The 24,879-nt window shown below is 39.6% G+C and carries 23 protein-coding genes and 2 tRNA genes; 14 read left to right on the top strand and 11 right to left on the bottom strand.

What is annotated here, in order from left to right:
- Nucleotides 1-12: 12 nt before the first annotated feature.
- Entirely contained in the window at nt 13-336 is a 324-nt protein-coding gene (locus GQR54_RS16280) for a hypothetical protein (protein ID WP_166378983.1), read from the top strand.
- 72 nt (nt 337-408) lie between these two features.
- On the opposite strand, the gene GQR54_RS16275 is transcribed toward GQR54_RS16280, so the two are convergent.
- From GQR54_RS16275 to aspS, 3 genes are all read right to left on the bottom strand, one after another.
- Nucleotides 409-1,005, bottom strand: coding sequence for a pentapeptide repeat-containing protein (locus tag GQR54_RS16275; RefSeq protein WP_166378981.1), 597 nt, complete (start codon nt 1,003-1,005; stop codon nt 409-411).
- A gap of 14 nt (nt 1,006-1,019) precedes the next feature.
- The gene (locus tag GQR54_RS16270) at nt 1,020-1,250 is read right to left on the bottom strand and encodes a hypothetical protein (protein ID WP_166378979.1); all 231 of its coding nucleotides are present in this window, start codon (nt 1,248-1,250) and stop codon (nt 1,020-1,022) included.
- 119 nt (nt 1,251-1,369) lie between these two features.
- Nucleotides 1,370-3,148: an aspartate--tRNA ligase gene (aspS, locus tag GQR54_RS16265; protein WP_166378977.1), complete on the bottom strand. Its 1,779-nt coding sequence runs from the start codon at nt 3,146-3,148 to the stop codon at nt 1,370-1,372.
- A 247-nt stretch (nt 3,149-3,395) separates the two neighbouring features.
- On the opposite strand from aspS, the gene GQR54_RS16260 reads away from it, so the two are divergent.
- The 7 genes from GQR54_RS16260 (at nt 3,396) to GQR54_RS16235 (ending at nt 9,998) form a co-directional block, all read left to right on the top strand.
- Entirely contained in the window at nt 3,396-4,244 is an 849-nt protein-coding gene (locus GQR54_RS16260) for a DUF72 domain-containing protein (protein ID WP_166378975.1), read from the top strand.
- A gap of 24 nt (nt 4,245-4,268) precedes the next feature.
- Nucleotides 4,269-4,769 (top strand): YgjP-like metallopeptidase domain-containing protein, encoded by a 501-nt coding sequence (locus GQR54_RS16255; RefSeq protein WP_166378973.1) that lies wholly within the window; start codon nt 4,269-4,271, stop codon nt 4,767-4,769.
- 235 nt (nt 4,770-5,004) lie between these two features.
- Nucleotides 5,005-7,188: a YHYH protein gene (locus tag GQR54_RS16250; RefSeq protein ID WP_197192761.1), complete on the top strand. Its 2,184-nt coding sequence runs from the start codon at nt 5,005-5,007 to the stop codon at nt 7,186-7,188.
- Between the two features lie 37 nt (nt 7,189-7,225).
- A complete protein-coding gene (locus GQR54_RS16245) occupies nt 7,226-7,735 on the top strand; it encodes a hypothetical protein (RefSeq protein WP_166378971.1) in 510 nt (169 codons plus the stop codon).
- A gap of 222 nt (nt 7,736-7,957) precedes the next feature.
- Nucleotides 7,958-8,377: a hypothetical protein gene (locus tag GQR54_RS19645; protein WP_240918961.1), complete on the top strand. Its 420-nt coding sequence runs from the start codon at nt 7,958-7,960 to the stop codon at nt 8,375-8,377.
- A 48-nt stretch (nt 8,378-8,425) separates the two neighbouring features.
- Nucleotides 8,426-9,316: an ATP-binding protein gene (locus tag GQR54_RS19640; protein ID WP_240918960.1), complete on the top strand. Its 891-nt coding sequence runs from the start codon at nt 8,426-8,428 to the stop codon at nt 9,314-9,316.
- A gap of 4 nt (nt 9,317-9,320) precedes the next feature.
- Nucleotides 9,321-9,998 (top strand): response regulator, encoded by a 678-nt coding sequence (locus GQR54_RS16235; RefSeq protein ID WP_166378969.1) that lies wholly within the window; start codon nt 9,321-9,323, stop codon nt 9,996-9,998.
- A gap of 152 nt (nt 9,999-10,150) precedes the next feature.
- Here GQR54_RS16235 and GQR54_RS16230 read toward each other — a convergent pair whose 3' ends face one another.
- The gene (locus GQR54_RS16230) at nt 10,151-10,837 is read right to left on the bottom strand and encodes a DUF3334 family protein (RefSeq protein WP_007586957.1); all 687 of its coding nucleotides are present in this window, start codon (nt 10,835-10,837) and stop codon (nt 10,151-10,153) included.
- A 116-nt stretch (nt 10,838-10,953) separates the two neighbouring features.
- On the opposite strand from GQR54_RS16230, the gene cmoA reads away from it, so the two are divergent.
- The 5 genes from cmoA (at nt 10,954) to GQR54_RS16205 (ending at nt 15,301) form a co-directional block, all read left to right on the top strand.
- Complete coding sequence (gene cmoA / locus GQR54_RS16225; protein WP_007378000.1) at nt 10,954-11,679, top strand: carboxy-S-adenosyl-L-methionine synthase CmoA; 726 nt, start codon at nt 10,954-10,956, stop codon at nt 11,677-11,679.
- Between the two features lie 12 nt (nt 11,680-11,691).
- Nucleotides 11,692-12,660 (top strand): tRNA 5-methoxyuridine(34)/uridine 5-oxyacetic acid(34) synthase CmoB, encoded by a 969-nt coding sequence (gene cmoB, locus GQR54_RS16220; protein WP_166378967.1) that lies wholly within the window; start codon nt 11,692-11,694, stop codon nt 12,658-12,660.
- Between the two features lie 190 nt (nt 12,661-12,850).
- The gene (gene purM / locus GQR54_RS16215; protein ID WP_002959993.1) at nt 12,851-13,903 is read left to right on the top strand and encodes a phosphoribosylformylglycinamidine cyclo-ligase; all 1,053 of its coding nucleotides are present in this window, start codon (nt 12,851-12,853) and stop codon (nt 13,901-13,903) included.
- A complete protein-coding gene (gene purN, locus GQR54_RS16210) occupies nt 13,903-14,550 on the top strand; it encodes a phosphoribosylglycinamide formyltransferase (protein WP_007586949.1) in 648 nt (215 codons plus the stop codon). The genes purM and purN overlap by 1 nt, the downstream gene beginning before the upstream one ends.
- Nucleotides 14,551-14,566: 16 nt before the next feature.
- Nucleotides 14,567-15,301, top strand: a complete 735-nt coding sequence (locus GQR54_RS16205) for a DUF3108 domain-containing protein (RefSeq protein WP_007586948.1) — start codon at nt 14,567-14,569, stop codon at nt 15,299-15,301.
- Between the two features lie 38 nt (nt 15,302-15,339).
- Here GQR54_RS16205 and GQR54_RS16200 read toward each other — a convergent pair whose 3' ends face one another.
- The gene (locus GQR54_RS16200; RefSeq protein ID WP_166378965.1) at nt 15,340-16,104 is read right to left on the bottom strand and encodes a class II glutamine amidotransferase; all 765 of its coding nucleotides are present in this window, start codon (nt 16,102-16,104) and stop codon (nt 15,340-15,342) included.
- A 324-nt stretch (nt 16,105-16,428) separates the two neighbouring features.
- On the opposite strand from GQR54_RS16200, the gene fadE reads away from it, so the two are divergent.
- Nucleotides 16,429-18,885 carry an acyl-CoA dehydrogenase FadE gene (gene fadE, locus GQR54_RS16195; RefSeq protein ID WP_007586946.1) on the top strand — a complete coding sequence of 819 codons (2,457 nt, stop codon included), beginning with the start codon at nt 16,429-16,431 and terminating at the stop codon, nt 18,883-18,885.
- Nucleotides 18,886-19,010: 125 nt separating this feature from the next.
- On the opposite strand, the gene GQR54_RS16190 is transcribed toward fadE, so the two are convergent.
- The 6 genes from GQR54_RS16190 to GQR54_RS16165 all read right to left on the bottom strand — a co-directional run bounded on the left by GQR54_RS16190 (nt 19,011) and on the right by GQR54_RS16165 (nt 24,867).
- Nucleotides 19,011-20,132 carry a PepSY-associated TM helix domain-containing protein gene (locus tag GQR54_RS16190; RefSeq protein WP_166378963.1) on the bottom strand — a complete coding sequence of 374 codons (1,122 nt, stop codon included), beginning with the start codon at nt 20,130-20,132 and terminating at the stop codon, nt 19,011-19,013.
- Between the two features lie 18 nt (nt 20,133-20,150).
- Nucleotides 20,151-22,187, bottom strand: a complete 2,037-nt coding sequence (locus tag GQR54_RS16185; RefSeq protein ID WP_166378961.1) for a TonB-dependent receptor — start codon at nt 22,185-22,187, stop codon at nt 20,151-20,153.
- 210 nt (nt 22,188-22,397) lie between these two features.
- A complete protein-coding gene (locus tag GQR54_RS16180) occupies nt 22,398-23,756 on the bottom strand; it encodes a histidine kinase sensor domain-containing protein (RefSeq protein WP_166378959.1) in 1,359 nt (452 codons plus the stop codon).
- Nucleotides 23,753-24,466, bottom strand: coding sequence for a response regulator transcription factor (locus tag GQR54_RS16175; protein ID WP_024604903.1), 714 nt, complete (start codon nt 24,464-24,466; stop codon nt 23,753-23,755). Before GQR54_RS16175 ends, GQR54_RS16180 begins: the two co-directional genes overlap by 4 nt.
- 193 nt (nt 24,467-24,659) lie before the next feature.
- Nucleotides 24,660-24,736, bottom strand: a tRNA-Asp gene (locus tag GQR54_RS16170).
- Nucleotides 24,737-24,790: 54 nt separating this feature from the next.
- A tRNA-Asp gene (locus tag GQR54_RS16165) sits at nt 24,791-24,867 on the bottom strand.
- Between the last annotated feature and the right edge of the window lie 12 nt (nt 24,868-24,879).

Here is a 24,879-nt window from a genome sequence, read left to right as displayed (position 1 = left end):
AAGATCCAATAAATGAAATCATACAATAGCATTCAAGAACGTATAGAAATTTTAGAAGACAAACTAACCGAGATACATGACGAAATCGAAACCTTAAAAGCACCTGCTAAAAACAACAATGAACGTATTATTTTTAAGTTTATTGAAACAGGCAGCACAGGTAAAGCGAAGGATTTTGTTCGTGAGTTAGGTATTAAATCACCACGTGACGGTTTGTTTTCGTCAGGTGACGTTACAAAACTAATTAAAGATGGCGCTGAAGATATTTCACCTGCGTTATTAGAAATCGCAAGACAGCTTGCCAGTGCACGTAATAAAAATGGTCCAAGCCGTTAATTACACAGTCACGCAGTATCTAGAAGCCCAGCCAAGCTGTCGCTTCTAGATATGTAATCATATTAAACTAAATTAATCACATAGCTCTATATTAAGGCTGGTAAGCAAATTAAGTGCTTCGAAGCGATCAAACTTAGCATTCGCTAAAATATTATTATTCAAATCTATATTAAACGCTGTAGCACTTACAAAATCACATTTTGTTAAGTTAGTTTGAAAAAACTCACTATCGCGAAAATCTGTTCCTGTAAATTCACTACCGCTTAAATCAGCGTGTCTAAAATCAACATTTTTGGCAAAGCAGTGTGTTAGTTTGAGGGCTTTGAGAGTTAATTCAAAAAAAGAACTATTACTGAGCTCACAATAATTAAAACTCACCGGTGCGTTAATACTAAGCGCAGGCCAATCTACATCAGCCCATTGCAAACTATTTAATTTACAGTGGCTAAAACTTACATTTTCAAGCGAACTGTAGTTCCATTTTAGTGACGATAAATTACAGTTTTTAAAGTTGCACTGTATAAATCGGCAATTTTTAAACTGCCCGCCTGAAAAGTCGCAATCGGTAAATGTGCATTCTTCAAACTCAGAATTCTCAGTTAGTTGCTCTTCGTGCTGCAAAGCATTAAATTGCTCGTCGAAGTAGTGATTATTATTTGAAATTGACACTATTAACCTAGTTTTTAATGGGCATAGACGCTATTTTTAGGTAAATCTTTTTTAAGCGCAAGCACTGCAATAAAAATCAAAGCAAATAGTAGAAATAGCGCTAAACAGCCACCCACAAAAGCTAAAACACCCGGCATAGTACTTTTACGCTTACCTATTTTGTAACTAATTACAGCAAAAATAGGAATACACAGCACAATAATAAAAACTAAAAACTCACCAAATAAGGTTAAGCTGAACGACATAATAATTCCTTTTTCTTCTGTTCGTTTAAAACATACTCTGCTATAAATTTAACCACAAAAAAACCCTTAAGCAAACAACTTAAGGGTTTTTAAATTTAGCTCAAAAAAGCGAAACAATATTACTCTTCGTTAGGTGTCGCTTTTTCTACAACACTTATTGCAAGTTCAGCTAACGAATCAAGGTTAGGTTTGCTTGGCGCGTTGGTTAATAAACACGACGCTTGTGTTGTTTTAGGGAAAGCAATAACGTCACGAATGTTATCGGTACCACATAAAAGCATTGCTAAACGGTCAAGGCCAAATGCTAAACCTGCATGTGGTGGTGTGCCGTATTTAAGTGCATCAAGTAAAAAACCAAACTTGTCTTGTTGCTCTTGCTCGTTAATACCTAAAATTCTAAATGCAGTTTCTTGCATATCTGCATTATGAATACGTACCGAACCGCCACCCACTTCGTAGCCGTTTAATACCATATCGTAGGCATCTGAAATAGCAGCTGCTGGGTTTGCTTCAAGCTCACTGGCGTTAATGTCTTTTGGTGCAGTGAATGGATGATGTACAGCATGTAATGTGCCCTCGTCATCTTCTTCAAACATTGGGAAGTCTACAACCCAAAGTGGTGCCCAGCTATTAAGGTTAGTGATTTCTAAATCAACACCAATCTTAACGCGCAGTGCGCCCATTGCTTCATTTACTGTGTTGCGCTTATCGGCACCAAATAAAATGATATCGCCAGACTGTGCATTAGTACGCGCAAGTAATTTAGTAATTACGTCTTCGCTTAAAAACTTAGCCACTGGCGATTGAACACCTTCAGCGCCTGCAGTGTGGTCGTTTACTTTCATCCACGCCATGCCTTTAGCGCCGTAAATACCAATAAACTTAGTGTAATCGTCAAGCTGTTTACGAGAAAGCTTAGCGCCACCCGGTACAGTTAACACAGCAACGCGACCTTTTTCGTCGTTAGCCGGACCTGAGAAAACATTAAACTCTACGTCTTTAACTAAATCTGCAACATCAACCAATTTCATTGGGTTACGTAAATCTGGCTTATCAGAACCGTAAAGGCTCATTGCCTCGCTGTAAGGCATGATTGGAAAATCGCCTAAATCAACGTTTAATAATGTTTGCCACATTTCGCGGATCATTTTTTCAGTCATACCACGTACTTGATCAGAGCTCATGAAAGAGGTTTCTATATCTATTTGGGTAAATTCTGGTTGGCGATCGGCGCGTAAATCTTCATCACGGAAACATTTAACAATTTGGTAGTAACGGTCAAAACCAGACATCATCAACAATTGCTTAAACAACTGTGGAGACTGTGGTAAAGCGTAAAAACTACCTTTGTGAACGCGGCTTGGTACTAAATAATCGCGCGCACCTTCTGGCGTTGCTTTAGTAAGTACAGGTGTTTCGATGTCTAAAAAGCCGTTTTCATCTAAAAAGCGACGAACAAAGCTGCTTGCTTTAGCGCGTAATTTAATACGGTCACTCATTTCTAGACGACGTAGGTCTAGGTAGCGATATTTTAAACGACGCTCTTCTGAGTTTACTTGGTTAAAATCAAGCGGTAATGGCTCAGAGCGGTTAATAATATTAAGCTCTTTACCTAAAATTTCGATCTCCCCTGTTGCCATGTCTTTATTTACTTGGCTGTCTGGGCGTGCGCGAACAATACCTTTTAACTGAACACAAAATTCTTGGCGAAGTGTGTTAGCTGAACTCATTAACTCTTCAATGTCAGAGTCGAATACAACTTGTACTAAACCTTCTCTATCGCGTAAATCGACAAAGATAAGTCCACCAAGGTCACGTCGTTTGTTGATCCAGCCACATAGTTCAACTTCTTGATCTACGTGAGTTTTATTTAGCTGTCCGCAATATATAGAGCGCATAGTTTTCCTGTCAGATAAAAGGCTTAAACGGCTAAACTTATTTGTTTTAAGGCGTGTGATTTAAAAAACAGGTCACCACAATGCAAATAAAGCCGCTAGCAATCTAAAAATAATCAAATTAAGCCATGCATTATACTCAACTAACATTAAGATGCTAGGGCGTGTGCCGCTTTTGCCCTTGAATTTACAGCAGCTCGTTTTGTTATTTGCTACACTATCGCCACTTTATAATAAGGCGCTAGTTTGTATGTTATATATTGGATGCCCGCAGTGGTCGAGTAATGCATGGAAAGGCAATTTATTTTCAAGCCAATGTAAAAACGCCGATATGCTTAGCCAATACGCCCAACACTTTAACTCTGTTGAAGGCAATACCAGCTTTTACGCTGACCCTTCGCCAAGCACCGTATTGCGCTGGGCAAACAGCGTACCTGACGATTTTAAATTTACTTTTAAGTTTAATCGTCGCTTTAGCCACGAGCTGCACCTAACTAATGTTCAAACCGAGCTTACTGATTGGCTTAAATTGTTCTCCCCTATTTTAGAAAAAACTGGGCAAGTCATGCTGCAATTACCCAAAGCATTTGGCCCTGGTGACTTACCCAAACTCGCACAATTTATTAGCCTATTACCAAAAGAGGTTAATTACGGTGTAGAGGTACGTCATACTGCGTTTTTTCAAAAGGGCGAAGCCGAAATAGCGCTTAATCAGTTATTAATGGCAAACAACATAAATCGCATATCGATGGATACTCGCGCCCTATTTGCGGTAAAACCAACAACCGAAGCGCTAATTGATGTACAGCAAAAAAAGCCGCATTTACCCGTGCATGCCATTGCTACAAGCACGCAACCCATGGCGCGCTTTGTTATTGCCGATTTACAAAACGACTATAAGCCTTTTTATAAACCGTGGCTGAGTAAAGTAAAACAATGGCTTGATGAAGGAAAAACGCCTTATGTGTTTTTTCATACGGCAAATAACCGAGAAGCGCCATTATTAGCAAGGCAGTTTTGTAAGGACCTTGGTTATAATCACAAAGCATTAACCCCATTTACTGGCGAAAAAGAAGCCCACCAGCAAGCACTTTTTTAAAAGTAAAACGACAGAGAATTAATAATGAGTGAATACGCACGTTACTTTACCGGCTATCCAGCTAACATTGTTGAGCAAGTATTAAACCTTATAAATAACAAAAAGGTATGTGACTACTTACTTAAAAAGTACCCGCAATCACATACAATTACTAGCGATAAACTACTTTATAGCTATGCAACCGAGCTTAAAAAACAATATTTAAAAAATGCGCCACCATTTGGGCGCGCTGCTTTTAAAAAGCAAGGCGATATGGTCACCAACGCACTTGGTACACATACGTATCGAATGCAAGGTAAAACCCGTAAGCACGATTTAGCGATTAACAGCGATTTGCTGCGCGCCCCCGAGCCACTACTAAAAGCATTAGTAGTACACGAACTCGCCCACTTTAGAGAAAAAGACCATAACAAAGGCTTTTATCAACTTTGCTGCCATATGGAACCGAGTTACCACCAGCTAGAGTTAGATTTAAGAATTTTTTGTGTGGTAGTCGCAATGGGAGAAAATCCTTATTTAAAATAAGGATTTTAGCGTTATTTAACTGAGTGAAAATAACGCCATACTTAAGTTAATATTTCCTTTCATAACCAAGCGCCCATATCCAATCTCTTCTCTTATCCAAGTAAGCAGCTCACAACTTAACTCCTTTCGCTTAATAAAAACAAAAAAGTTTAAAACTACATAATTGCCCTACATTTGAGAACTACACTCTTAATAGCTAATTCTTTCTATGTACTCTTAATCTTTCGAGTTTTAAATGATGAAAAATACCTATGCCTTTTTACTCAGTGCACTGTGCTGTGTAACCTTAAGTGCCTGCAACGAGCAAAACAGCCAATCACTTGAACAATCAAACCTCAATGATTTTACTCTAACCAGCTCAAAAGTAAGTGATGGCGGTAATTTGCCTATTACTTATACATGCGATGGGCAAAGCATTAGCCCCCCACTTAACTGGAGCGGTGCACCTAAGGCAGCCAAATATTATGCGTTAATTATGGATCATAAAGCGCCAGAGGGAATGCATTGGTATTGGACCATGTACAATATTGCCGCCGATAAAACACAAATTAAAGCGGGCGAAACTCTCGGTGAAGTGGGCTCTAATAGCGTAAACGATTTAAACCAATACGCGCCGCCTTGCTCTAAAGGTCCAGGTGAAAAAAGCTATGCTTATACTGTGTACGCGCTATCTGCACCGGTTACCTTTAATAGCGATACAAAGGTAGATCGCTCAGCATTACTCGCTGCTGTAAAAGATATTACGCTCGATACTGCAAGTATGACGGTTAAATACTCGCGAAGCGCCAGTAGCGCCGAGCACAAACCGGATTCAAAACCAAAGCCAAATGAGCAACCAAAGCCTGATAAATCATATTTAACCGCTAACGTAAAATCACCTCGTTGCGATGCTATTACACAATCAGTGAGTAATGCAGGGTTTGATAAAAGCGTATCTGTTACGTGCGATGAACAATATGCTTATATTGCCTCATCTACTTATCCTGATCATGAAGTAATGACTGGTATTACAGGTACTAACGAGCAAATACCCGTTCCAGCTAAAGACTACGCCGCACCTATAAAGCTAAACCCGAAAAAAGCAAAAACAATAACAACAATTGATGCAGCCGTAGGTGTTGCCGTTAATGGCGTACCAATATACGACTATTCTTCGCAAGGTGAGTTGGACGTAAATAGCTACGATGAAAAACACGACACGTTAGCACTCGGACAGTTAGATATATGTGGCGGACACACAGGACGAGGTGATGACTACCATTATCATGTATCGCCAACGTGTATGATTGACACAATGAAAAACCAATCAAGCGATGCCATTATTGGTTGGGCTTACGATGGTTACCCGCTGTATGGCAGTAAAAACCCTGACGGCAGTGCAATTGCCAAAGGTGACCTTGATGTATGTAACGGACAAATCGATGACACATTTGGCTATCGCTACCAAACATCAGCTACGCCGCCGTATATTATTCAGTGCTTAGTAGGTGAAGTAGATACCGCAAAATTACCAAGAGTGTCACCACTTAGTGGCGATACTCAAGGTATAAGAGCCGATCTGCGCCCGCCACAAGGAGGCGTTGAAAACTTAACGCACACGATCTCTGAAAACGGCAGCCGTACAATGAGCTACTCATACAAAGGCGAAAGCTACTTTACTACCTACAGCCCTGCATCACAGGGAAAAGACTGCTATAGCTTTAAACAAAAAACTATCAGTAATGGTGGCAAGGTTCAAACCGGTACATTTTGTAGAGGCCCGCAACCAAATCACCTTACTCCAACAGTCACTAAGCAAAATACAAATCCTGCCATTACAGGCAAGCATAACTTAAAGCTAGAAGCATGGGCTGATAACTGGTTTACAGCCTACATAGGCGAGCAGTTACTTGTTGAAGATTCTGTGCCTATAACCACAGAGCGTTCATTTAATGCCGAAAGCATTACGTTTTCTGCAAACTACCCTATTGAGCTTAATTTAATAATTAAAGACTTTAAGCAAAACGACACTGGGCTTGAATACATCGGTGCTAAAAATCAGCAAATGGGTGATGGCGGTTTTATTATGCAACTTACCGACACCGATACAAATAAAGTAGTTGCCGTAAGCGATCAAAGCTTTAAATGCGAAATACTTCACAAAGCGCCGCTTAACAAATTATGCGAAAGCGAATCAAATCCTGTCGCGGGCGAAGGCGTTTGTACGTTTATGTCAAAAGAAGCGCCAACTAACTGGCTGCAAAGTAACTTTGATAACACAAACTGGGCTAATGCAGTAGAGCACAACTTTGCCGATGTAGGACCAAAAGATGGTTACGACGATATTAACTGGGATGAAAACGCAAAATTCATATGGGGCGAAGACTTAGAAACCGACAACACCCTTATTTGTAAAGCAACTATTGAGCAACCTCAATAAAAAAAAAGGTCAACCGCCTCAATAAAAGGTAGTAATTATGTATTTTTTAAAAAAATTAAAATGGCTAATGCTAGCGTGTATTTTAACAAGTATGAGCGCTCAATTGAGCGCCCATGTATTAAAAAACACAACAGCCCAAGTGATTTTAAGAGACGGGCAAGTTGAGGTTAAAGTATTAACTAATGCTGAGCATTTAATTTCAGCGCTGCAAAGCGAGCAAGCATGGCTTATGGGCGATATTGATAAGCTTATGCCTACAAACTTAAGTACAGAGCAACAAGAAGAGTTTGTAAAAAATGCACTTAAACAAAAAACGAGCTTACGTGTAAATCAGCAAGTTATCGTGTTTGAACGCGTCGCTTTTACCACCAGCAACAACAACGAAGCGCACGACCTAGAAATTGTTTTTCAAGCGAAGCACACATTTACAACAGTAGATGAGCTTGCCATATCGTTCCCTAAAAGTTTAGGCGCAGTACACGCAAGCTTTGTAAAGCCACAATATAAGTTACTGGGTGCTGGCGATACCGCAAAAATAAAGTTCTAGTCCAAATATCAACATACCTAAAAAGCTTACTTAAAAAGGATTTTAGTAAGCAACTCCCTAAATACGCTAATTGTAGGCACATAATCAATATGCAATACTGCTTGGTACGTTAACGTCATGATCTTTACTATTTGCCAATCAGTGAAATTAATACATAAATTTTTTTTAGCTTTTTTTATCACTAATATCGCCCTTGTTGGGCTTATGTTTGTGTTTATATACATGACCTTTTCGTCAGGTTTTAACGACTTTGTTGAACAAGAAGAAACAAAGCATGTCGCAATGGTTAAGCAGCAACTTATTGAGCTTTATAGCGAATTAGGCAGTTGGCAACCCATTACGCAAAACACGCAATTATGGCGCTCTATTGTGGAGCCGCAAAAAAAGCCAGGCGAACCTAAAACTAATAAACACACAAGCACCCCACCCAAACCAAATAGCAGTAAAGCAACGCCCTCTTTATTGTGGGTACACTTACCTGCGGGTTCCCTTAAAACAGGGCAACGTATAAGTTTATATGATCAAAATAAAAAAGTTGTTGTTGGTAGAACTAATTTAAATGATAACCCACATATAGAGCCTATTTTATTAAACAATAACGTTATAGGCTGGATAGGTTTAGTACCTTCAAAACTTGTGTAAAGTAGCCCAGCAAAAGCATTTTTAGCAGCGCAATTTCATAACTATTTTATGATCACGTTACTCGTTATTGTGCTCGCATTTATTATGGCTATTGTGTTATCTCGCCATTTAATAAAACCAATAAAGCAAATAGTAACTGGCACCGATGAGTTAACAAACGGAAATTTTGCCAGCAGAATAACCTCCTCTAGTAAAGATGAGCTAGGTACCCTATCCAACAACTTTAATGCCTTAGCCCACACGCTTGAGCAAAACCAACAAATGCGGTTTCAATGGGTGTCAGACACATCCCACGAATTAAGAACCCCACTTACCGTACTACGCTCGCATTTACTAGCCGTACAAGATGGCGTATTTACAGCCGACACAAAGCGCATTAATTTACTCATAAACCAAGTAGATAATTTAAGTCACATTGTTGACGACCTAGCTCAACTAGCACAAACAGATAGCGTTAATTTAACCTATAGCAATGCACGCATTGATTTAATAAACATTTTTGAGCAATCAATTGAAAACTACACCGCTCGCTTTAAAGAGCGTGAATTAAATGTAGATAGCAAAAGCTTAGCCAAAGCCGGTAAATGTATAATAAATGGCGATAAAGAACGCCTTGTACAATTATTTTCAAACCTGTTAGAAAATACCTGCAGATACACGCATAAAGGCGGACAAGTAATAATACTTGCCAACAAAACACACAATAATATTGAGCTTATTTTACAAGACTCAGCACCAAGTGTTTTACCAAACGACTTACAAAAATTGTTTGAGCGTTTTTATCGCGTTGAAAAGTCTCGAAGCCGAGAGCACGACGGCTCGGGCTTAGGGCTTGCACTTTGCAAACAAATAGTAGAGGCACATGGTGGTCAAATATCGTTGCACAACTCACCACTTGGTGGGCTAAAAGTTAAAATAACGCTGACACTTTTAGGTTGAAATAATGACATCACAAAAAATACTTGTTATTGAAGACGAAGAAAATATTGCAGAGGTACTTATTGCCTATGCTAAGCAACAAAATTACGAAACTGAGCACTTTAATAGTGGCAAAGGTGTAGTTAGTTTTGTAAAACAAAACGCTGTAGATTTAATACTTCTTGATTTAATGCTGCCAGATGTTGATGGCATAGAGCTATGTAAGCAAATTAGAGCCTTTTCAAACGTGCCTATTATTATGCTTACCGCAAAAAGTGAGGAAATAGACCGCTTACAGGGTTTAGAGATCGGCGCCGATGACTACATATGCAAACCCTTCAGCCCTAAAGAAGTTATAGCACGCATAAAAGCCGTACTAAGAAGAACCAGCCAGCCTAAAGCCAACATCATCAATCATAATAATTTTCAATTACACAAAGACGATTACGAAGCACGCCTAAACGGCAAAAGTATTGGCTTTACCGCCGTCGAGTTTAAAATATTTTTATTATTTATAAGCCACGTAGGTCGTGTTTTTACCCGCGAAGATATTATTAATAACGTATACAGCGACACAACCGACATCTCCGATCGCAACATAGATACACACATTAAAAATATACGAAAAAAGATTAACGACATTCAAGCAGGGCTAAACCCAATAGCTGCGGTTTATAGTGTGGGTTATAAATTTAAAGAGTAGGTTTACTTATTCAAATAAAGCTAACATGACGAAAAAGCGCGATATCAGTCGCGCTTTTATTTTAATCACTAATCTGATCACTAACAGCTAAAGATTAATAGCTGAGCAGTCGTTGGGTTTCGTTTCACTCAACCAAACCTACGTAAATAGACTTAAAGCCCTAAGCCTGCCATGAAATCATCATCGGCATCGTCTTGCTCTACTGCTGTAGATGCTTTTTCTTTGTCCGCTTTTTTACGTGCTTCGTTTTCAATTATGTCGTCTGGGTCTAGTGCTTCTGCAATATCAAAGTCGTGTAATTTAATAAACTCTGTTTTATCCATCGCTAATTCCAAGTAAAAGATATTTTGCTTACTTGTAGTGAATGTTACGCGACGGGCTTGCGGGCGATCCATGGTGGTATCTACCGATATTTGCACTTGCTTGTTTATTGCCATCATTTTTGGCTGGTTTTGCGTAATTGAAGTATGTAACTGCTCGCGCACTTTAGACGTAAAGTCGCCAACAATTTGATTCATCAACTCGCCTAGTACGTTTGATACGTCGTCTGATAAATGGCTATGCGCTATTTCATCTTCTGGCATTCCCATGTTACGCATGTAATCGCCATAAATTTCCATCGCCGCTTGCGAAGTAAAGTTGGTAATTACAAGCCCTGTAAAACCGCCGTCAAATAAAACAAAGCAGCCAATATCTGGTCGCATACATGTACGTGTTATTTTTTGCACCATGGCTGAGTAGCTAATACCATTACCGCTGGCTGAAGTGAGTACGCCTGTCACTGAATGACAAAGGGTTGCTAATATATCGTCTGTGCTGATGACCTTACTTTTGCTCATTTAATCTTCTCTTTTATACTTATTATTCATAATTCTAGTCAAGCTACTGAATTTATCGCTGACTATCCAGTATAAAATGTTAAAATAGCGCCATTATTTACAAAGAGACTGCCTTCGTGACCATAAAAGACAGTATTTATGCCTCTGAGCAACAAGTAAAAGATTTTAGCTTTGACCAAAATGTAGTCGAAGTTTTTCCAGATATGATTCAGCGCTCGGTACCGGGCTACGCAACTATTGTAAGTACAATGGGTAAGCTTGCGGGTGAGTATGCACAAAGTAACTCAAATCTTTATGATTTAGGCTGTTCACTGGGTGCAGTAACGCTTAGCATGCGACGAAATATTCGCACCGATAACTGCCATATAATAGCGGTAGATAACTCTCAAGCTATGGTTGAGCGTTGTAAGGTACATTTACAAGGTTTTAAATCAGATGTGCCTGTTACTGTTACTTTGGGCGATATTAACGAGCTTGAGATTCAAAACGCCTCAGTAGTAGCAATGAACTTTACGTTGCAGTTTATTCCACATGCGCAGCGCCAAGCTGTGCTTGAGAAAATATACGCTAATCTTAAACCTGGTGGCGTGCTACTACTTAGCGAAAAAATTAAAGCTGAAAACGAGCAATGCGACAATTTATTGATTGATTTGCACCACGACTTTAAACGACACAATGGTTACTCTGAGCTTGAAATAAGCCAAAAGCGTACCGCCATCGAAAACGTTATGCGCCCAGATACACTAAGCGCTCACTTTACTCGCTTACAAGATATTGGTTTTAGCCAAACTCAAGTGTGGTATCAATGTTTTAATTTTTGCTCAATGGTAGCAATTAAATAAAGAGAGTCATCCATGTCTCAATGGTTTAATCAATTTTACGCATCTATTGCACAAAGCCCACTTAGTCACTGGCTAGAAACCTTGCCTGCACAATTAAAACATTGGCAAAACGAGGCTAGCCACGGTGATTTACCTAAATGGCAAAAAGTACTTAAAAACTTACCAGAGGTGGCAACTTCGCACGTTGATATTTCTACTAAGGTAGAAATTGGCGCCCCAGGGGAGATGAGTGATGGCGAGCAAAAGCAAGCCATGCATTTATTAAAACGCATGATGCCATGGCGCAAAGGCCCATTTAGTGTGCACGGAATTGAAATAGACACAGAGTGGCGCAGTGATTGGAAGTGGGACCGCCTGCTTCCTCATATTGTGCCATTAAAAGGCCGCACCGTTTTAGATATTGGTTGTGGCTCAGGTTATCATTTATGGCGTATGCGCGGTGAAGGCGCAGAGTTTGTAGTGGGTATTGATCCGTCTGATTTATTTTTATGTCAGTTTCAAGCAATTAAACACTACAATCCAGACGAAAACGTTCATTTACTGCCACTAGGCGTTGAAGCATTACCTGAGCTTAAAGCGTTTGATACGGTTTTTTCGATGGGCGTACTTTATCATCGTCGCTCACCTATCGACTTTTTAGCACAGTTAAAAGCGCAGCTTCGCCCAGGCGGCGAACTCGTACTTGAAACGCTAGTAATTGAAGGTGATGAAAACACAGTCTTAGTCCCTACCGACCGCTACGCTAAAATGCGCAACGTTTGGTTTATTCCAAGTACTGCAGCATTAAAACTGTGGATGGAACGCGTTGGCTTTAAAGATGTGCAAATAAAAGATTGCGCTATTACCACGCTTGAAGAGCAACGCAAAACCGATTGGATGGAAAACGAATCGTTAATCGACTTTTTAGATCCAAACGATACAAGTAAAACAATTGAAGGCTACCCCGCTCCACTTCGAGCCATATTAACCGCAAAAGCATAGCTGTTAATTTAACGCCTTTAATACTAAAAAAACGCCTACGGGCGTTTTTTTGTTTATTTAAACAACAGACAGCGGACAAGTGTCCTTGTTAATTATTTCAAAATTACATTTGAGCTAGCCGCGACCTTGCAATTGTTGTAAAATACGCGCGTTTCTAAGCAACCCAAAACAACTATTTTGAGGAAAACCTGTGAGCGAACAAAAACAGTCTCTAAGCTATAAAGACGCGGGCGTAGATATCGACGCTGGTAATGCACTTGTTGAGCGTATTAAAGGCGTAGTTAAAAAAACTCGTCGTCCTGAAGTAATGGGCGGAATTGGTGGTTTTGGCGCACTTTGCGAAATTCCTGAAGGCTACAAGCAACCAGTATTAGTTGCAGGCACAGATGGCGTTGGTACTAAACTACGTTTAGCAATCGACTTAAAAAAACATGATACGGTTGGTATTGATTTAGTTGCAATGTGTGTAAACGACTTAATTGTTCAAGGTGCTGAACCCCTGTTTTTCCTAGATTACTATGCAACTGGTAAACTAGATGTAGACACAGCAGCTGACGTAGTTACAGGTATTGGCAAAGGTTGTGAAATTTCAGGTTGTGCCCTAATTGGTGGCGAAACAGCTGAAATGCCAGGTATGTATGATGGTGAAGACTACGACATGGCAGGCTTTTGTACAGGCGTTGTAGAAAAATCTAAAATTATTGATGGCACAAAAGTAGCAGCAGGCGATCAGCTTATTGCACTTGCTTCAAGTGGTCCTCATTCAAATGGCTTCTCTTTAATTCGTAAAGTACTTGAAGTGTCAAAAGCTGATACCAGCGCTGACTTTGAAGGTAAAACTTTAGGCGAAACTTTACTTGAGCCTACTCGTATTTACGTAAAACCTTTACTTGAGTTATTCAAAAACGTTGACGTACATGCCCTTTCGCATATTACTGGCGGCGGTTTTTGGGAAAACATTCCACGTGTATTACCCGCTTCAGCAAAAGCTGTAGTTAAAGGTGATAGCTGGCAGTGGCCACCTATTTTTAACTGGCTACAAGAAAACGGCAATATTACTACACACGAAATGTACCGTACATTTAACTGTGGTGTAGGTATGGTTTTAGTAGTTCCTGCAGACAAACTTGAGCAAAGCTTAACAATGCTAAAAGACTTGGGCGAAAATGCATGGCACCTTGGTGAAATTCAAGATGCAGCAGCTGGCGAAGAGCAAGTTGAAATTGTAGGTGGTGCTAAGTAATGGCACCGACTCGTCTGGTAGTTTTAATCTCAGGTAGTGGCTCTAATTTACAAGCCATCATAGATGCCTGCGAACGTGGCGAGATAAACGGACATATAGCGGCTGTTATTAGTAACAAAGCAGACGCTTATGGCCTAGAGCGTGCAAAAAAAGCAGGTATTGCTACAAAAGTGCTCAGTCATAAAGATTTTGACTCGCGCGAAGCGTACGATGCGCAATTAATGAACGTTATCGACTCTTTTATGCCAAATCTAGTTGTATTAGCTGGGTTTATGCGTATTCTTACTCCTGGCTTAGTGCAAAAATATGTTGGAAAAATGTTGAACATTCATCCATCTTTGTTGCCTAAGTATCAGGGGCTGAATACCCACCAAAGAGCAATTGATGCAAAAGACGATGTTCATGGCGTAAGTGTTCACTTTGTTACTGAAGAATTAGACGGCGGTCCCGTTATTCTTCAGGCGCAAATACCTGTACTCAAGGATGATACAGCAGAAACATTAGCAAAACGCGTGCATGAGCAAGAGCATATAATTTATCCTTTGGTGGTCAAGTGGTTCAGTGAACACAGACTTACTATGGAAGCAGATTATGCAGTTCTTGACAAAAAACAACTTCCTGCACACGGCGCGCACTACTCACAATAAAAAAATAAGTGCCCTGTTGTTATGTGCGGGCGCTTTACTTCCAACTAGCCTAATTGCAGGCGAATTGACCCAATATCAAGCTAACTACGATATTTTACGCAAAGGTAAAAATCATGGTGAGGCTGTTCGTGAGCTCAAAAAAATGGGCGACGATACTTATGAACTAACATACCACAGCAATATTGAGTGGATGATTTTCTCTGACTCTCGTGAAGAAACATCAAAGTTTACCTTTAAAGATGGCAAGGTTACCCCGCATCATTACAATATGATCCGCACCGGTACAGGCCCAGATAAAGATTATAAAATTGATTTTGATACAACAAACAAAGTAGTGACCAGCAGCGCTAGCGAATACCCACTTAAATGCGAATGGACTGATGAATTTCAGGATGCTATTTCATACCAAGTGCAAGTGCGCGAAGGATTGAAAAAAGGCGAAACGAGCTTTTCATTCCCGCTTATAGACAAAAAAGGTAACCGCCGCGACTACAACTTTGAAGTTGTTGAAAAAGAGATGATCTCCCTACCTATCGGTAATGTAGAAGCCATTAAAGTTAAACGTTTATACGATAACGATAAACGCCAAGCAATTGCATGGTTTGCGCCAGAAATGGATTACATGCTGGTACGTATGTGGAAAGGCGAAAAAGGTATGGAGCAGTTTGAAGTTCAAATGAATTCATTTACTGTTACTGCACCTACAGCTGTTGCGCCTGCAACAGCACAACAACCTCAAGAAGCTAACTAAATTTAATTAAACCAAAGTTAATATTTAAAATAGGTGGGCTAAATCAGCTCACCCATTTTAAACAATGCAAATTCCCCCGGCTCCATTTTTTGCCAACGCTCATCATTCGTCAAAGGCCTTGTTGTTATTACCGTCACTACATCGTTTGGTGTGGTTTCTTTTTGAAAATCAACCACCATATCCGCATCAATAAGCGTTGCTTTACCAAATGGCGCACGGCGCGTTATGTAATGTAAGTTATTAGTGCAATACGCTAAAACAAACACCCCGTCGGTCAATAACATATTAAACACCCCTTTTTCACGAAGGGTATGCGAAAGCTTAGCGGCGTATCTAAAAACCGACGCCATATTACTTGGACGCTTTGGGTATTTTTCACGAATTTTATCAAGTAACCAACAAAAAGCGAGTTCGCTATCGGTGTTACCTACTGGGCGATAGTACTGCGGTTTTAAATCATGATAATTAGATAGCTGCCCGTTATGAGCGTAAGTAAGCTCGCGCCCCCATAACTCTCGCGTAAAAGGATGAGTATTTTCAAGGCATACTCTCCCGCGGTTACCTTGGCGAATATGGCTAATAACCGAGACACTTTTAATGGGGTATGCTTTGACGAGCTTTGCAATTTCAGATTGATAACTCGGCTGCGGATCTTTAAAGGTTCTACAGCCTTTACCTTCGTAAAATGTAATACCCCAACCATCTTTATGTGGTCCCGTGTTTCCGCCACGCTCTAAAAGGCCTGAAAAACTAAAACAAATATCGGTAGGCACATTGGCTGACATGCCAAGTAATTCACACATTAATAAAATAACCCTTAAAAACCATACATTAAAATAAATAGCGTTATATTTGTGTATTAAGCGTACACTAATTTGCAGCCCGCTATAACGGCTATACTTACTTAAAAAGTGTCATTTTGCTATTAGATTTATTTATTTTTACGTTAACACTACTTACGGTTAATGCTTTGACTATACGATAGTTATTGTGCGTTCCTCTGTCGGGTAATTAAATATCGTATTTAAGTTACTTTCTACTACAATTTAACATCGTTATGTACTTGAAAATTACTGTTACTAGCGCTACTCTAAGTGAGGTGGTCTGACCTCTATTAAGGAATAAAAATGACACTCATATTTACACTGGTTCTAATCGCGTTGCTTTGCACTGCGGTTTACCACAGAGCAAGTTGGAACACAGCACTTGGTGTTTCGGCTATAACTTTATTAATTGGTACCTTTGCAGGTGCTTTTGGTTTAATTAGCTGGTTGATCTTTTTGATCATCGCGGTTCCTCTTTCTGTTACTGGCCTTCGTCAGCAATATATCATCAAGCCTATTTTTGCTACGTTTAAAAAAGTAACGCCAAGCATGTCTGATACTGAAAAATCAGCTATTGATGCCGGTACAACGTGGTGGGAAGCTGACTTATTTTGCGGTAACCCAGATTGGAAAAAACTTCATCAATACCCAGTTCCTAAACTTACTATTGAAGAGCAAGCCTTTGTTGATGGCCCTGTTGAAGTAGTATGTAGCATGTTGGACGATTGGGAAGCAACGCACGAACTAACCGACCTTCCTCAAGATGTATGGCAATATCTAAAAGATAATAAATTCTTTGCCATGATCATCAAAAAAGAATACGGCGGTTTAGAATTTTCTGCATTTGCACAGTCATGTGTACTTCAAAAACTAACAAGTAAATCAACATTACTTTCGTCAATTGTTGGTGTACCGAACTCTTTAGGCCCAGGTGAATTATTACAACACTATGGTACAAAAGAGCAAAAAGATCATTATTTACCGCGCCTAGCGAGCGGTCAAGAAATTCCATGTTTTGCATTAACTTCGCCAGAAGCGGGTTCTGATGCAAGCTCAATTCCAGACTACGGTGTGGTATGTAAAGGGCAATGGAATGGTGAAGAGGTTGTGGGTGTTAGTTTAACGTGGAATAAGCGTTACATTACACTTGCCCCAGTGGCTACCGTACTTGGTCTTGCGTTTAAATTACAAGATCCAGACGGCCTAATTGGCGACAATAAAGAGCCAGGCATTACATGTGCACTTATTCCAACGGATACTCCTGGAGTAGAAATTGGTCGTAGACACTTCCCGCTTAACGTACCATTTCAAAATGGTCCTACTCGCGGTAAAGACATTTTCGTACCACTTGATTATATTATTGGTGGTCCAGATATGGCTGGTCAAGGCTGGCGCATGTTGGTTGAATGTTTATCGGTTGGTCGTGCAATTACATTGCCGTCAAACTCTGCCGGTGGCATTAAAATGATTGCTATTGCGACAGGTGCTTATAGCCGCATTCGTCGTCAGTTCCGTTTACCTATAGGTAAAATGGAAGGTGTTGAAGAGTCACTAGCTAAATTAGCTGGTTACGCTTACAGCTCTGATGCTGCGGTTAGCATGTCTACGGGTGCTGTTGATTTAGGCGAAAAACCATCGGTTGTTTCTGCCATTATTAAATACCACCTGACAGAGCAAATGCGTGATGCAACTATTCATGCAATGGATGTACTTGGCGGTAAGGGCATCATGCTTGGGCCAAATAACTATTTAGGTCGTGGCTATCAAGGTGCACCTATTGCCATTACCGTTGAAGGTGCAAACATCTTGACCCGTAATATGATTATTTATGGTCAAGGTGCAATTCGCTGTCATCCATTTGTACTTACCGAACTAGGTGCGTGCGAAATTGAAGACCGCGAAGAAGCGCTTAACGTATTTGATAAAGCGCTAATGGGTCACATTGGTTTTACTATGTCGAACCTTGTACGTACTAAATGGCTTGCACTTACCGGCGCTCGTTTTACAAGTGTGCCGTACAACGACGAAACTGCTGAATTTTACCGTATAGCGTCACGCTTTAGTGCATCACTTGCACTTATGTCAGACATTAGCATGGCAGTATTTGGTGGTTCACTAAAACGTAAAGAACGTATTTCAGCACGTTTAGGTGACTTACTTAGTTACTTATACTTAGTGTCTGCAACGCTTAAGCGTTACAACGATGAAGGCCGTAAAAAAGAAGATTTTGCTCTAGTAAAATGGAGTTGCCAAGATCACCTTTACCATTGCCAACGTGCACTTGCTGATTTAATTAATAACATGCCTTCGGCTCCACTACGTGCCGTGTTAAAAGTATTGTTATTCCCGTTTGGTCGCCCGGTTCGTAAACCAACTGACCAACTTGAGCATAAACTTGCGCAACTACTACAAGTACCTAGCGAAACGCGTAACCGTTTAGCAAGCTATGTATACTTAACAAATGAGCCGCTTAACCTTGTAGGTCGTCAAGAGCAAACGCTTAAAGACGTACTTGCTGTTGAGCCATTATTTGACCGTGTATGCAAAGAGAAAGGTCTTAAACTGCCATTCTTCCAGCTTGATAAAGTAGCGCAAATGGGGCTTGAAGCAGGCATATTAAGCCAAGCAGAGGCTGATAAACTAGCTGCTGTTGAGCAATCTCGTTTAGATGTTATTAACGTTGATGACTTTGACCCTGCTGACTTACTTGCAGGTAAAGCCGCGCGTAATAGCGTTAAAAAAGAAGCTGATGCTGCTTAATTAACTAAGTAAGCATTTGAATACTAAAAGCCAGCGCCTAATGCGCTGGCTTTTTTGTGTAAAATAAATTCTTATATATCAAATCGCACATATCAAGCAATCAAATACTCGACGATAAGTGTAAATTAGCGCTTAGTTATCAATCGCTTCCATGCTAAAACTATGCCTGTATACACTAAAAAACATGCGAGTAATGATGCCAAACCAGCTAATGTTTGCCCTAAAAAACCAAAGTATTCACCGGTATGTAAAAATCGAGATGTTCCCCATGCTTGATCGCCTCGCGTCCAATCCGATTTTTTTAACGTTTTAATTGCATCACCAGTGCGAGTATCTAAAAATAATGAATACGCATATTCTTGGCGATTCCCGATACTGGTATCAATATAAAAACGTGCTTCGTGTTTTTTGTCACCTAATTCTAACCACATTGAATACCAATCAGCAGCACCATTATTAATTGCATGTATTTGAGCTTGTTGAAATAAAGCATCGTAAGGTACTTTATTAGCCGATAAATCTAATACTGGTAGATGCTTTTCACGCTCCGGTACACTTTGTCCAAATGCGCCGTACAGTGCCTTATTTGCCCAATCAAAATGAAACAAAGTAGCCGTTAATGACAAAACGAGTAAAACCGGTAAACACCAAATTCCAAAAACTAAATGCCACTGCCTATTTCGATGATGTGATGATTTGTAACTCTTTGCTAGCAATAAATATCCTTTTAATGCAAAGCGATTAAATCGCTTTGGTAACCACAAATAAGCACCCGATAGTAATAAAAAGATAAAAAATAGATTAGCGTAGCCATTTATATTTTTGCCAATCACTTGTGAAGCGCCATGCAGTAATAAATAACGATGTATATCAGTTACAACGTGAAAAAAGCCAGCCGCTAGCCCCTCTCCTTCACGAATAACATCTCCCGTATAAGGGTGTAATAAATAGCTATGTTTTCCCGCCCAGGCAGGAATAGCAGCCCCTTCTCGATTTACCCAACGAATATAAATATGTGATTGACTCGGATGCGATTCTTGCAAAATATCTACAACAGCATCAGTCGATAGCCGCTGTTGAGCATAGGTGCTTTTTACAGTAAATCGCATTTCATCTAGCTCAACAATCTGTCGTTCATAGGTTAATAAAAAACCCGTGAACGACATACTGAAAATAAATAAACCGGCGATTAAACCTATAATTAAGTGAGCCCAAAAGACCCACTTTTTAAACAATTTTAAGAACATAAAATAAGTTACTTATTCTTAAAACTGATAAGAAATCGATAAGCGAATATCGCGCCCAGATTCGTATGGACCAACAACAGTGTCAAATACTTCACTGTAGTCACCCACACTTGAATGATCGATATATAACTCATTAAATAAGTTAGTAACAGCAACATTAAATAATAATGCATTCGTCACATTCCACTGCCCATATAAATCAACAGTGGTATAGCTTGGTTTATTTAGGGTATATAAAGAATCGGTCCAACCAAGGTCAACAGCTTGATGAAGAGTATCAATATCGAGTGAATCGACTTTAGTTACACTAAAACCAACCTTTGCATCAGTGTTAATGTCGTAATCAACGCCAGCAACCCATGTATTGCCTCTGCTATTACCTAAACCGACAAACTCATAGCCATTAATATCAATTGCATCATAATTTACACTGTACAACCCGTCACGTGGGTCAAGCTCTGTATCAGTAGCTGAAAATCCAATGAAGAAATCAAATGAATTTAAGCGATATGCTAGGTCAAACTCAAATCCTTTAGTCTCTAACGTGCCTATATTGTTATAAACCGAGTTTCCTTCATACCCTTCAAATATCACATCATCTAAAGACGAATTATAAATACTTGCCTTAGCGGATAAATTTTCATTAGTGTATGTTATGGATGCTTCAATATTAGCTACGGTCTCAGGTACTAAACTTTCATCCGCTACTGGAATATCTGAACCGTCATATAAATATCCATCAATGGTAAAGCCATCCCCTATTTGTTTACCACGCGCGGCTTCAGCATACCCAAGCCCTACTGTCCAAGCTTCATTAATGTCATATGCTAAACCGATATTAAAGCTCACTTCATTGTCGTCTAAACTCGATGCACTTTCTGTAATTGCAGTGCCATAATATTCATCTAATAGGATGTCTTGTTTAAACTTATAACTATCAAAACGCACTCCATAACTCAGTAAAAGTTGTGGAGTAATATCACTATAACCTTGTGCATAAACACCCAGTACACTGCCTTGTTCTGAATTTTCTTTTGCACCTGCTGCAGACCCACTCGATACTTCATCATTTCTATAATCAACGCCATAAACAAATTTATGTTCATCAATAATACTTGTATTACGAATATCTAAGCCATATGTGTCAATGTCAGCAAGCCAAGCAAATCGGCCGCCATTAAAAGATGATTCGGTTTTGTATGCTGTCGCCTCTAAATACAATAAGTTATTGTGAGAAAATATATAATTAGCAACGTAAGTCTCTCGCTCTGCTTCACTTGGATACAAAGCATCACCTTCTTGTACCGCCCAGTTAGGGCGTGCTGAAAAATCCCCTTCTTCGTCGCGTTTTTCAATACTTACCGACAAATGATGATTATCTGCTAACTCACCACTGGCTTTAATAAACATCATATCTTGATCGGCGGCCGTACCATAAATAGTATCGCCATCACCATTTTCCATGTTCTCGCGATCCACAGTACTGAAATACCCTAGTACGCCCCATGCATCACTTAATTTACCGTATACACTGGTGCTTAAACGCGTACCGTCATTTGAAAAGTAACTTGCTTTAACACGTCCACCAAATTGTTCACCTTGATTAAGTAAGTCTTGCGCGTCTTTAGTTTTAAAGCGGATAGAGCCGCCAATCGCACCAGGACCACTTGTTGCTTCTCCGGCACCTGCTTGCACATCTATTTGCTGTAATAGGTCAGGATCTATTGTTACACGACCAATATGATGAAATAACGTTGATGTTTGCTGTGCACCATCAACCGTTATATTTAATAAAGAATCTTCAACACCACGAATATAGATCTTTTGTGCAACGCCTACCGAGCCACCCACACTAACAGAAGGTGAATGTCGAAAAATGTCAGCCAGATCACTTGCTTGATATTGTTCTATTTCTTCAGCTGTAATACTCAAATTAGTTGCAGAACCAACTACAGATATTTTTTCAACAGACGCTGTATTTTTAGCAAGTTCTTGCGCGTATATAGGTGAACTAAATGATGCACAAATGGCACTCATTAGGGCTAATTTTTTCAAGGGGGACGTTCCTTCTTAATTGCAAATAAGAAGAATTATCATTTTCTTTTGATTAAAAGTATAGCAACTTTACATTTGTTACATTTAGGATATATACAAAGACGCGTTAGGTGCAATCTACTTTAGTTGCCTAAAAATATGTAAGTAAGGGCGTGAACAGGACGAGAAAGCGTTGCTCAGTTTTTACAAGCACACAATATGAAATGTAATTTATACACCTTTAGGAACCGTTACAGTCATTACTAAACCACCTGCAGTATCATTTTTAGCAAATACTGTCGCAGCAATCGCATGTAATTGCCTTTGTGCTAAAGCAAGCCCTAAACCAAAGCTATCACTGTTGCATGAGCGAGCTGAATCAATCCGGAAAAAAGGTCTAAAAATAGTATTTAAATGCTCTTTAGGTACTCCTGGACCTTGATCTGCAATAATAATTTGATATTCATGTTTATAATCAATGAGGCTAATCCGTACTTTTTTATTAATGGGTGTGTAACGTAGTGCATTTCTAAGTATATTCTCCAGTGCTTGACCTAATGCTCTGTGATTACTGTTTTCAATATGGGCTTGATTAGGTAAGTCAGCAAAAATAAGTTTATCTGGGTACTCAAAACGCCCATCTTCAATGAGAATTTCGAGTAAATCGACTAAATCCAAAGATTCGATGCGCAACTGAGGTGACTCGTTATCTAACCAGGATAAAGTAAGCGTGTCATCCACTAACTTACGGATGTGCTGTGACTCTTTGTGAATACGCTCTAATTTGATTTGCGTGTCTTCTACACCCTTTTCTCTGTGAGAGAGTAAATTGTCAGTTGCTATATCTAAGCGTGTTAAAGGTGTTCTCAACTCGTGAGACAGATCAGTTAGTAATACACGTTGATGCATAATCTGATCACTGATCCGCTCTGCCATTAAATCAAATGTTTCAGCTAACTGGGATAGTTCATCATTGCGTGAGCCCAACTGCTCCCGAACTCTGACACTAAAGTCTCCTTTGCTAAATGCCCTACTTGCTAAGTCGAGTTCTTTAATAGGATGCATAATATGGCGATATAACACAATCGATAAACACACCAATATCAGCATTGGCAATAAAACTTGTAACGACAAACGTGTTAAATTCCAAAGTGATCCTGGGCGCATTCTTTGCGGCAACTGCACAACAAGGCTAGTTGCACCATCTTTAAAAGGTAATTGCATAACGGGTGCATGCTCAAAATACAGATGAATTTTCCAATCAATACTTCGTCCCAAGTTATACCCTGTATACTCATAACGATGAGAGCGATTACCTGCTAACTCAACCACATTGGCTTTAGCAATTACAGCCCAAATACTCTCTTGTTGTTGTAAATCATCAACCCAACGCTCAAGTTCGCTCATATCGCCTTGATCAAATATAACCTCAGCCTTTTTTTGCCAATTAATTAACTCTTCTCGACTTGAGTCACTTAGCATGCTCATATCATTTTCAAAATGATTAACCGCGACATTAATTAAATAAAACATCGCAACAACACCAGTACCAATAATTAAGCACAGCTTCCAAAATAAACGTCGTGTCATTTAATACAGTACCCTTGCCCATGCACAGTGTGTAAACGGCTGCCATCCCAGCCGGCGTTATTTAATTTTTTTCGTATACGACTCATATGCATATCTAAACTACGATCGTACTGACTGAAACGCTTGTTAAGCGCCACTTGATATAAAAAAGGTTTTAACAGTATTTGTTCTTGGTTTTTCATTAAAATTTGCAGCAAGGCAAACTCAATAGGCGTAAAAGCTAATAGCTCACAATGCAGAAAAACCTGCTGGTGTAGGCTATCTATTTCAAGTCCATCAATATTAGCAATGTAAGGGGTATTTGTGTCTTGTTTAAAAACGCGCCTTAGTACTGAATCTACTCGTAGTAATAATTCTTGGCTATTAAACGGTTTTGCTAAGTAATCATCTGCACCAGCTGATAAACCTAAAATGCGCTCTTCTTCAGCATGTTTTGCCGATACAATTATTACAGGGGTGTTATTACAACTACGTAAAATATTAAGCACTGCTAAGCCATCTTTGCCCGGCAACATAACATCTAATAAAATAAGACTAAAACGTTGAGCAACCGCTAAATCAAGCGCTTGATTACCATCAAAACACTGTGTAACAGAGTATCCTTGGTTGGCTAGTAATTCAGTAATTTGATCATTAAGTAATGTATCGTCTTCAACAACTAAAATATCAAAATCAGATTTGTTACGTTGATAGGCCTGTGGTGCAGACATAGAAAGCCATAATTTTTATAGTATTAAAACAAATTAAAGCAAATGGTAATACAAATCAATATCAAAATTAGTGAGTGTGGAGAAAGTTGATTTTTTGAGTGTTTTGAGTGTTTTGAGTGTTTTGAGTGTTTTGAGTGTTTTGAGTGTTTTGAGTGTTTTTCGAGCATAAACTTGTCATTTAGGAAATAACAAGTGGCGGAGTGGACGGGACTCGAACCCGCGACCCCCGGCGTGACAGGCCGGTATTCTAACCAACTGAACTACCACTCCGCAGTGGTATGTGCATGGGGTAATGCACTTACTAATTTTAATCATGATATCAAATGGCGGAGTGGACGGGACTCGAACCCGCGACCCCCGGCGTGACAGGCCGGTATTCTAACCAACTGAACTACCACTCCGCAGAGATATCA

It is taken from the genome of Pseudoalteromonas sp. Z9A4, assembly GCF_011378845.1.
GTDB lineage: Bacteria > Pseudomonadota > Gammaproteobacteria > Enterobacterales > Alteromonadaceae > Pseudoalteromonas > Pseudoalteromonas arctica.
This window is presented reverse-complemented; position numbering and strand designations above follow the sequence as displayed.

Excerpts from the sequence above, each read along its gene's own strand:
- GQR54_RS16280 (WP_166378983.1), top strand. The coding sequence starts at position 13 with ATGAAATCATACAATAGCATTCAAGAACGTATAGAAATTTTAGAAGAC.
- GQR54_RS16270 (WP_166378979.1), bottom strand. The coding sequence starts at position 1,250 with ATGTCGTTCAGCTTAACCTTATTTGGTGAGTTTTTAGTTTTTATTATT.
- aspS (WP_166378977.1), bottom strand. The coding sequence starts at position 3,148 with ATGCGCTCTATATATTGCGGACAGCTAAATAAAACTCACGTAGATCAA.
- GQR54_RS16260 (WP_166378975.1), top strand. The coding sequence starts at position 3,396 with ATGTTATATATTGGATGCCCGCAGTGGTCGAGTAATGCATGGAAAGGC.
- GQR54_RS16255 (WP_166378973.1), top strand. The coding sequence starts at position 4,269 with ATGAGTGAATACGCACGTTACTTTACCGGCTATCCAGCTAACATTGTT.
- GQR54_RS16250 (WP_197192761.1), top strand. The coding sequence starts at position 5,005 with ATGATGAAAAATACCTATGCCTTTTTACTCAGTGCACTGTGCTGTGTA.
- GQR54_RS16245 (WP_166378971.1), top strand. The coding sequence starts at position 7,226 with ATGTATTTTTTAAAAAAATTAAAATGGCTAATGCTAGCGTGTATTTTA.
- GQR54_RS19645 (WP_240918961.1), top strand. The coding sequence starts at position 7,958 with ATGACCTTTTCGTCAGGTTTTAACGACTTTGTTGAACAAGAAGAAACA.
- GQR54_RS19640 (WP_240918960.1), top strand. The coding sequence starts at position 8,426 with ATGATCACGTTACTCGTTATTGTGCTCGCATTTATTATGGCTATTGTG.
- GQR54_RS16235 (WP_166378969.1), top strand. The coding sequence starts at position 9,321 with ATGACATCACAAAAAATACTTGTTATTGAAGACGAAGAAAATATTGCA.
- GQR54_RS16230 (WP_007586957.1), bottom strand. The coding sequence starts at position 10,837 with ATGAGCAAAAGTAAGGTCATCAGCACAGACGATATATTAGCAACCCTT.
- cmoB (WP_166378967.1), top strand. The coding sequence starts at position 11,692 with ATGTCTCAATGGTTTAATCAATTTTACGCATCTATTGCACAAAGCCCA.
- purN (WP_007586949.1), top strand. The coding sequence starts at position 13,903 with ATGGCACCGACTCGTCTGGTAGTTTTAATCTCAGGTAGTGGCTCTAAT.
- GQR54_RS16200 (WP_166378965.1), bottom strand. The coding sequence starts at position 16,104 with ATGTGTGAATTACTTGGCATGTCAGCCAATGTGCCTACCGATATTTGT.
- fadE (WP_007586946.1), top strand. The coding sequence starts at position 16,429 with ATGACACTCATATTTACACTGGTTCTAATCGCGTTGCTTTGCACTGCG.
- GQR54_RS16190 (WP_166378963.1), bottom strand. The coding sequence starts at position 20,132 with ATGTTCTTAAAATTGTTTAAAAAGTGGGTCTTTTGGGCTCACTTAATT.
- GQR54_RS16180 (WP_166378959.1), bottom strand. The coding sequence starts at position 23,756 with ATGACACGACGTTTATTTTGGAAGCTGTGCTTAATTATTGGTACTGGT.
- GQR54_RS16175 (WP_024604903.1), bottom strand. The coding sequence starts at position 24,466 with ATGTCTGCACCACAGGCCTATCAACGTAACAAATCTGATTTTGATATT.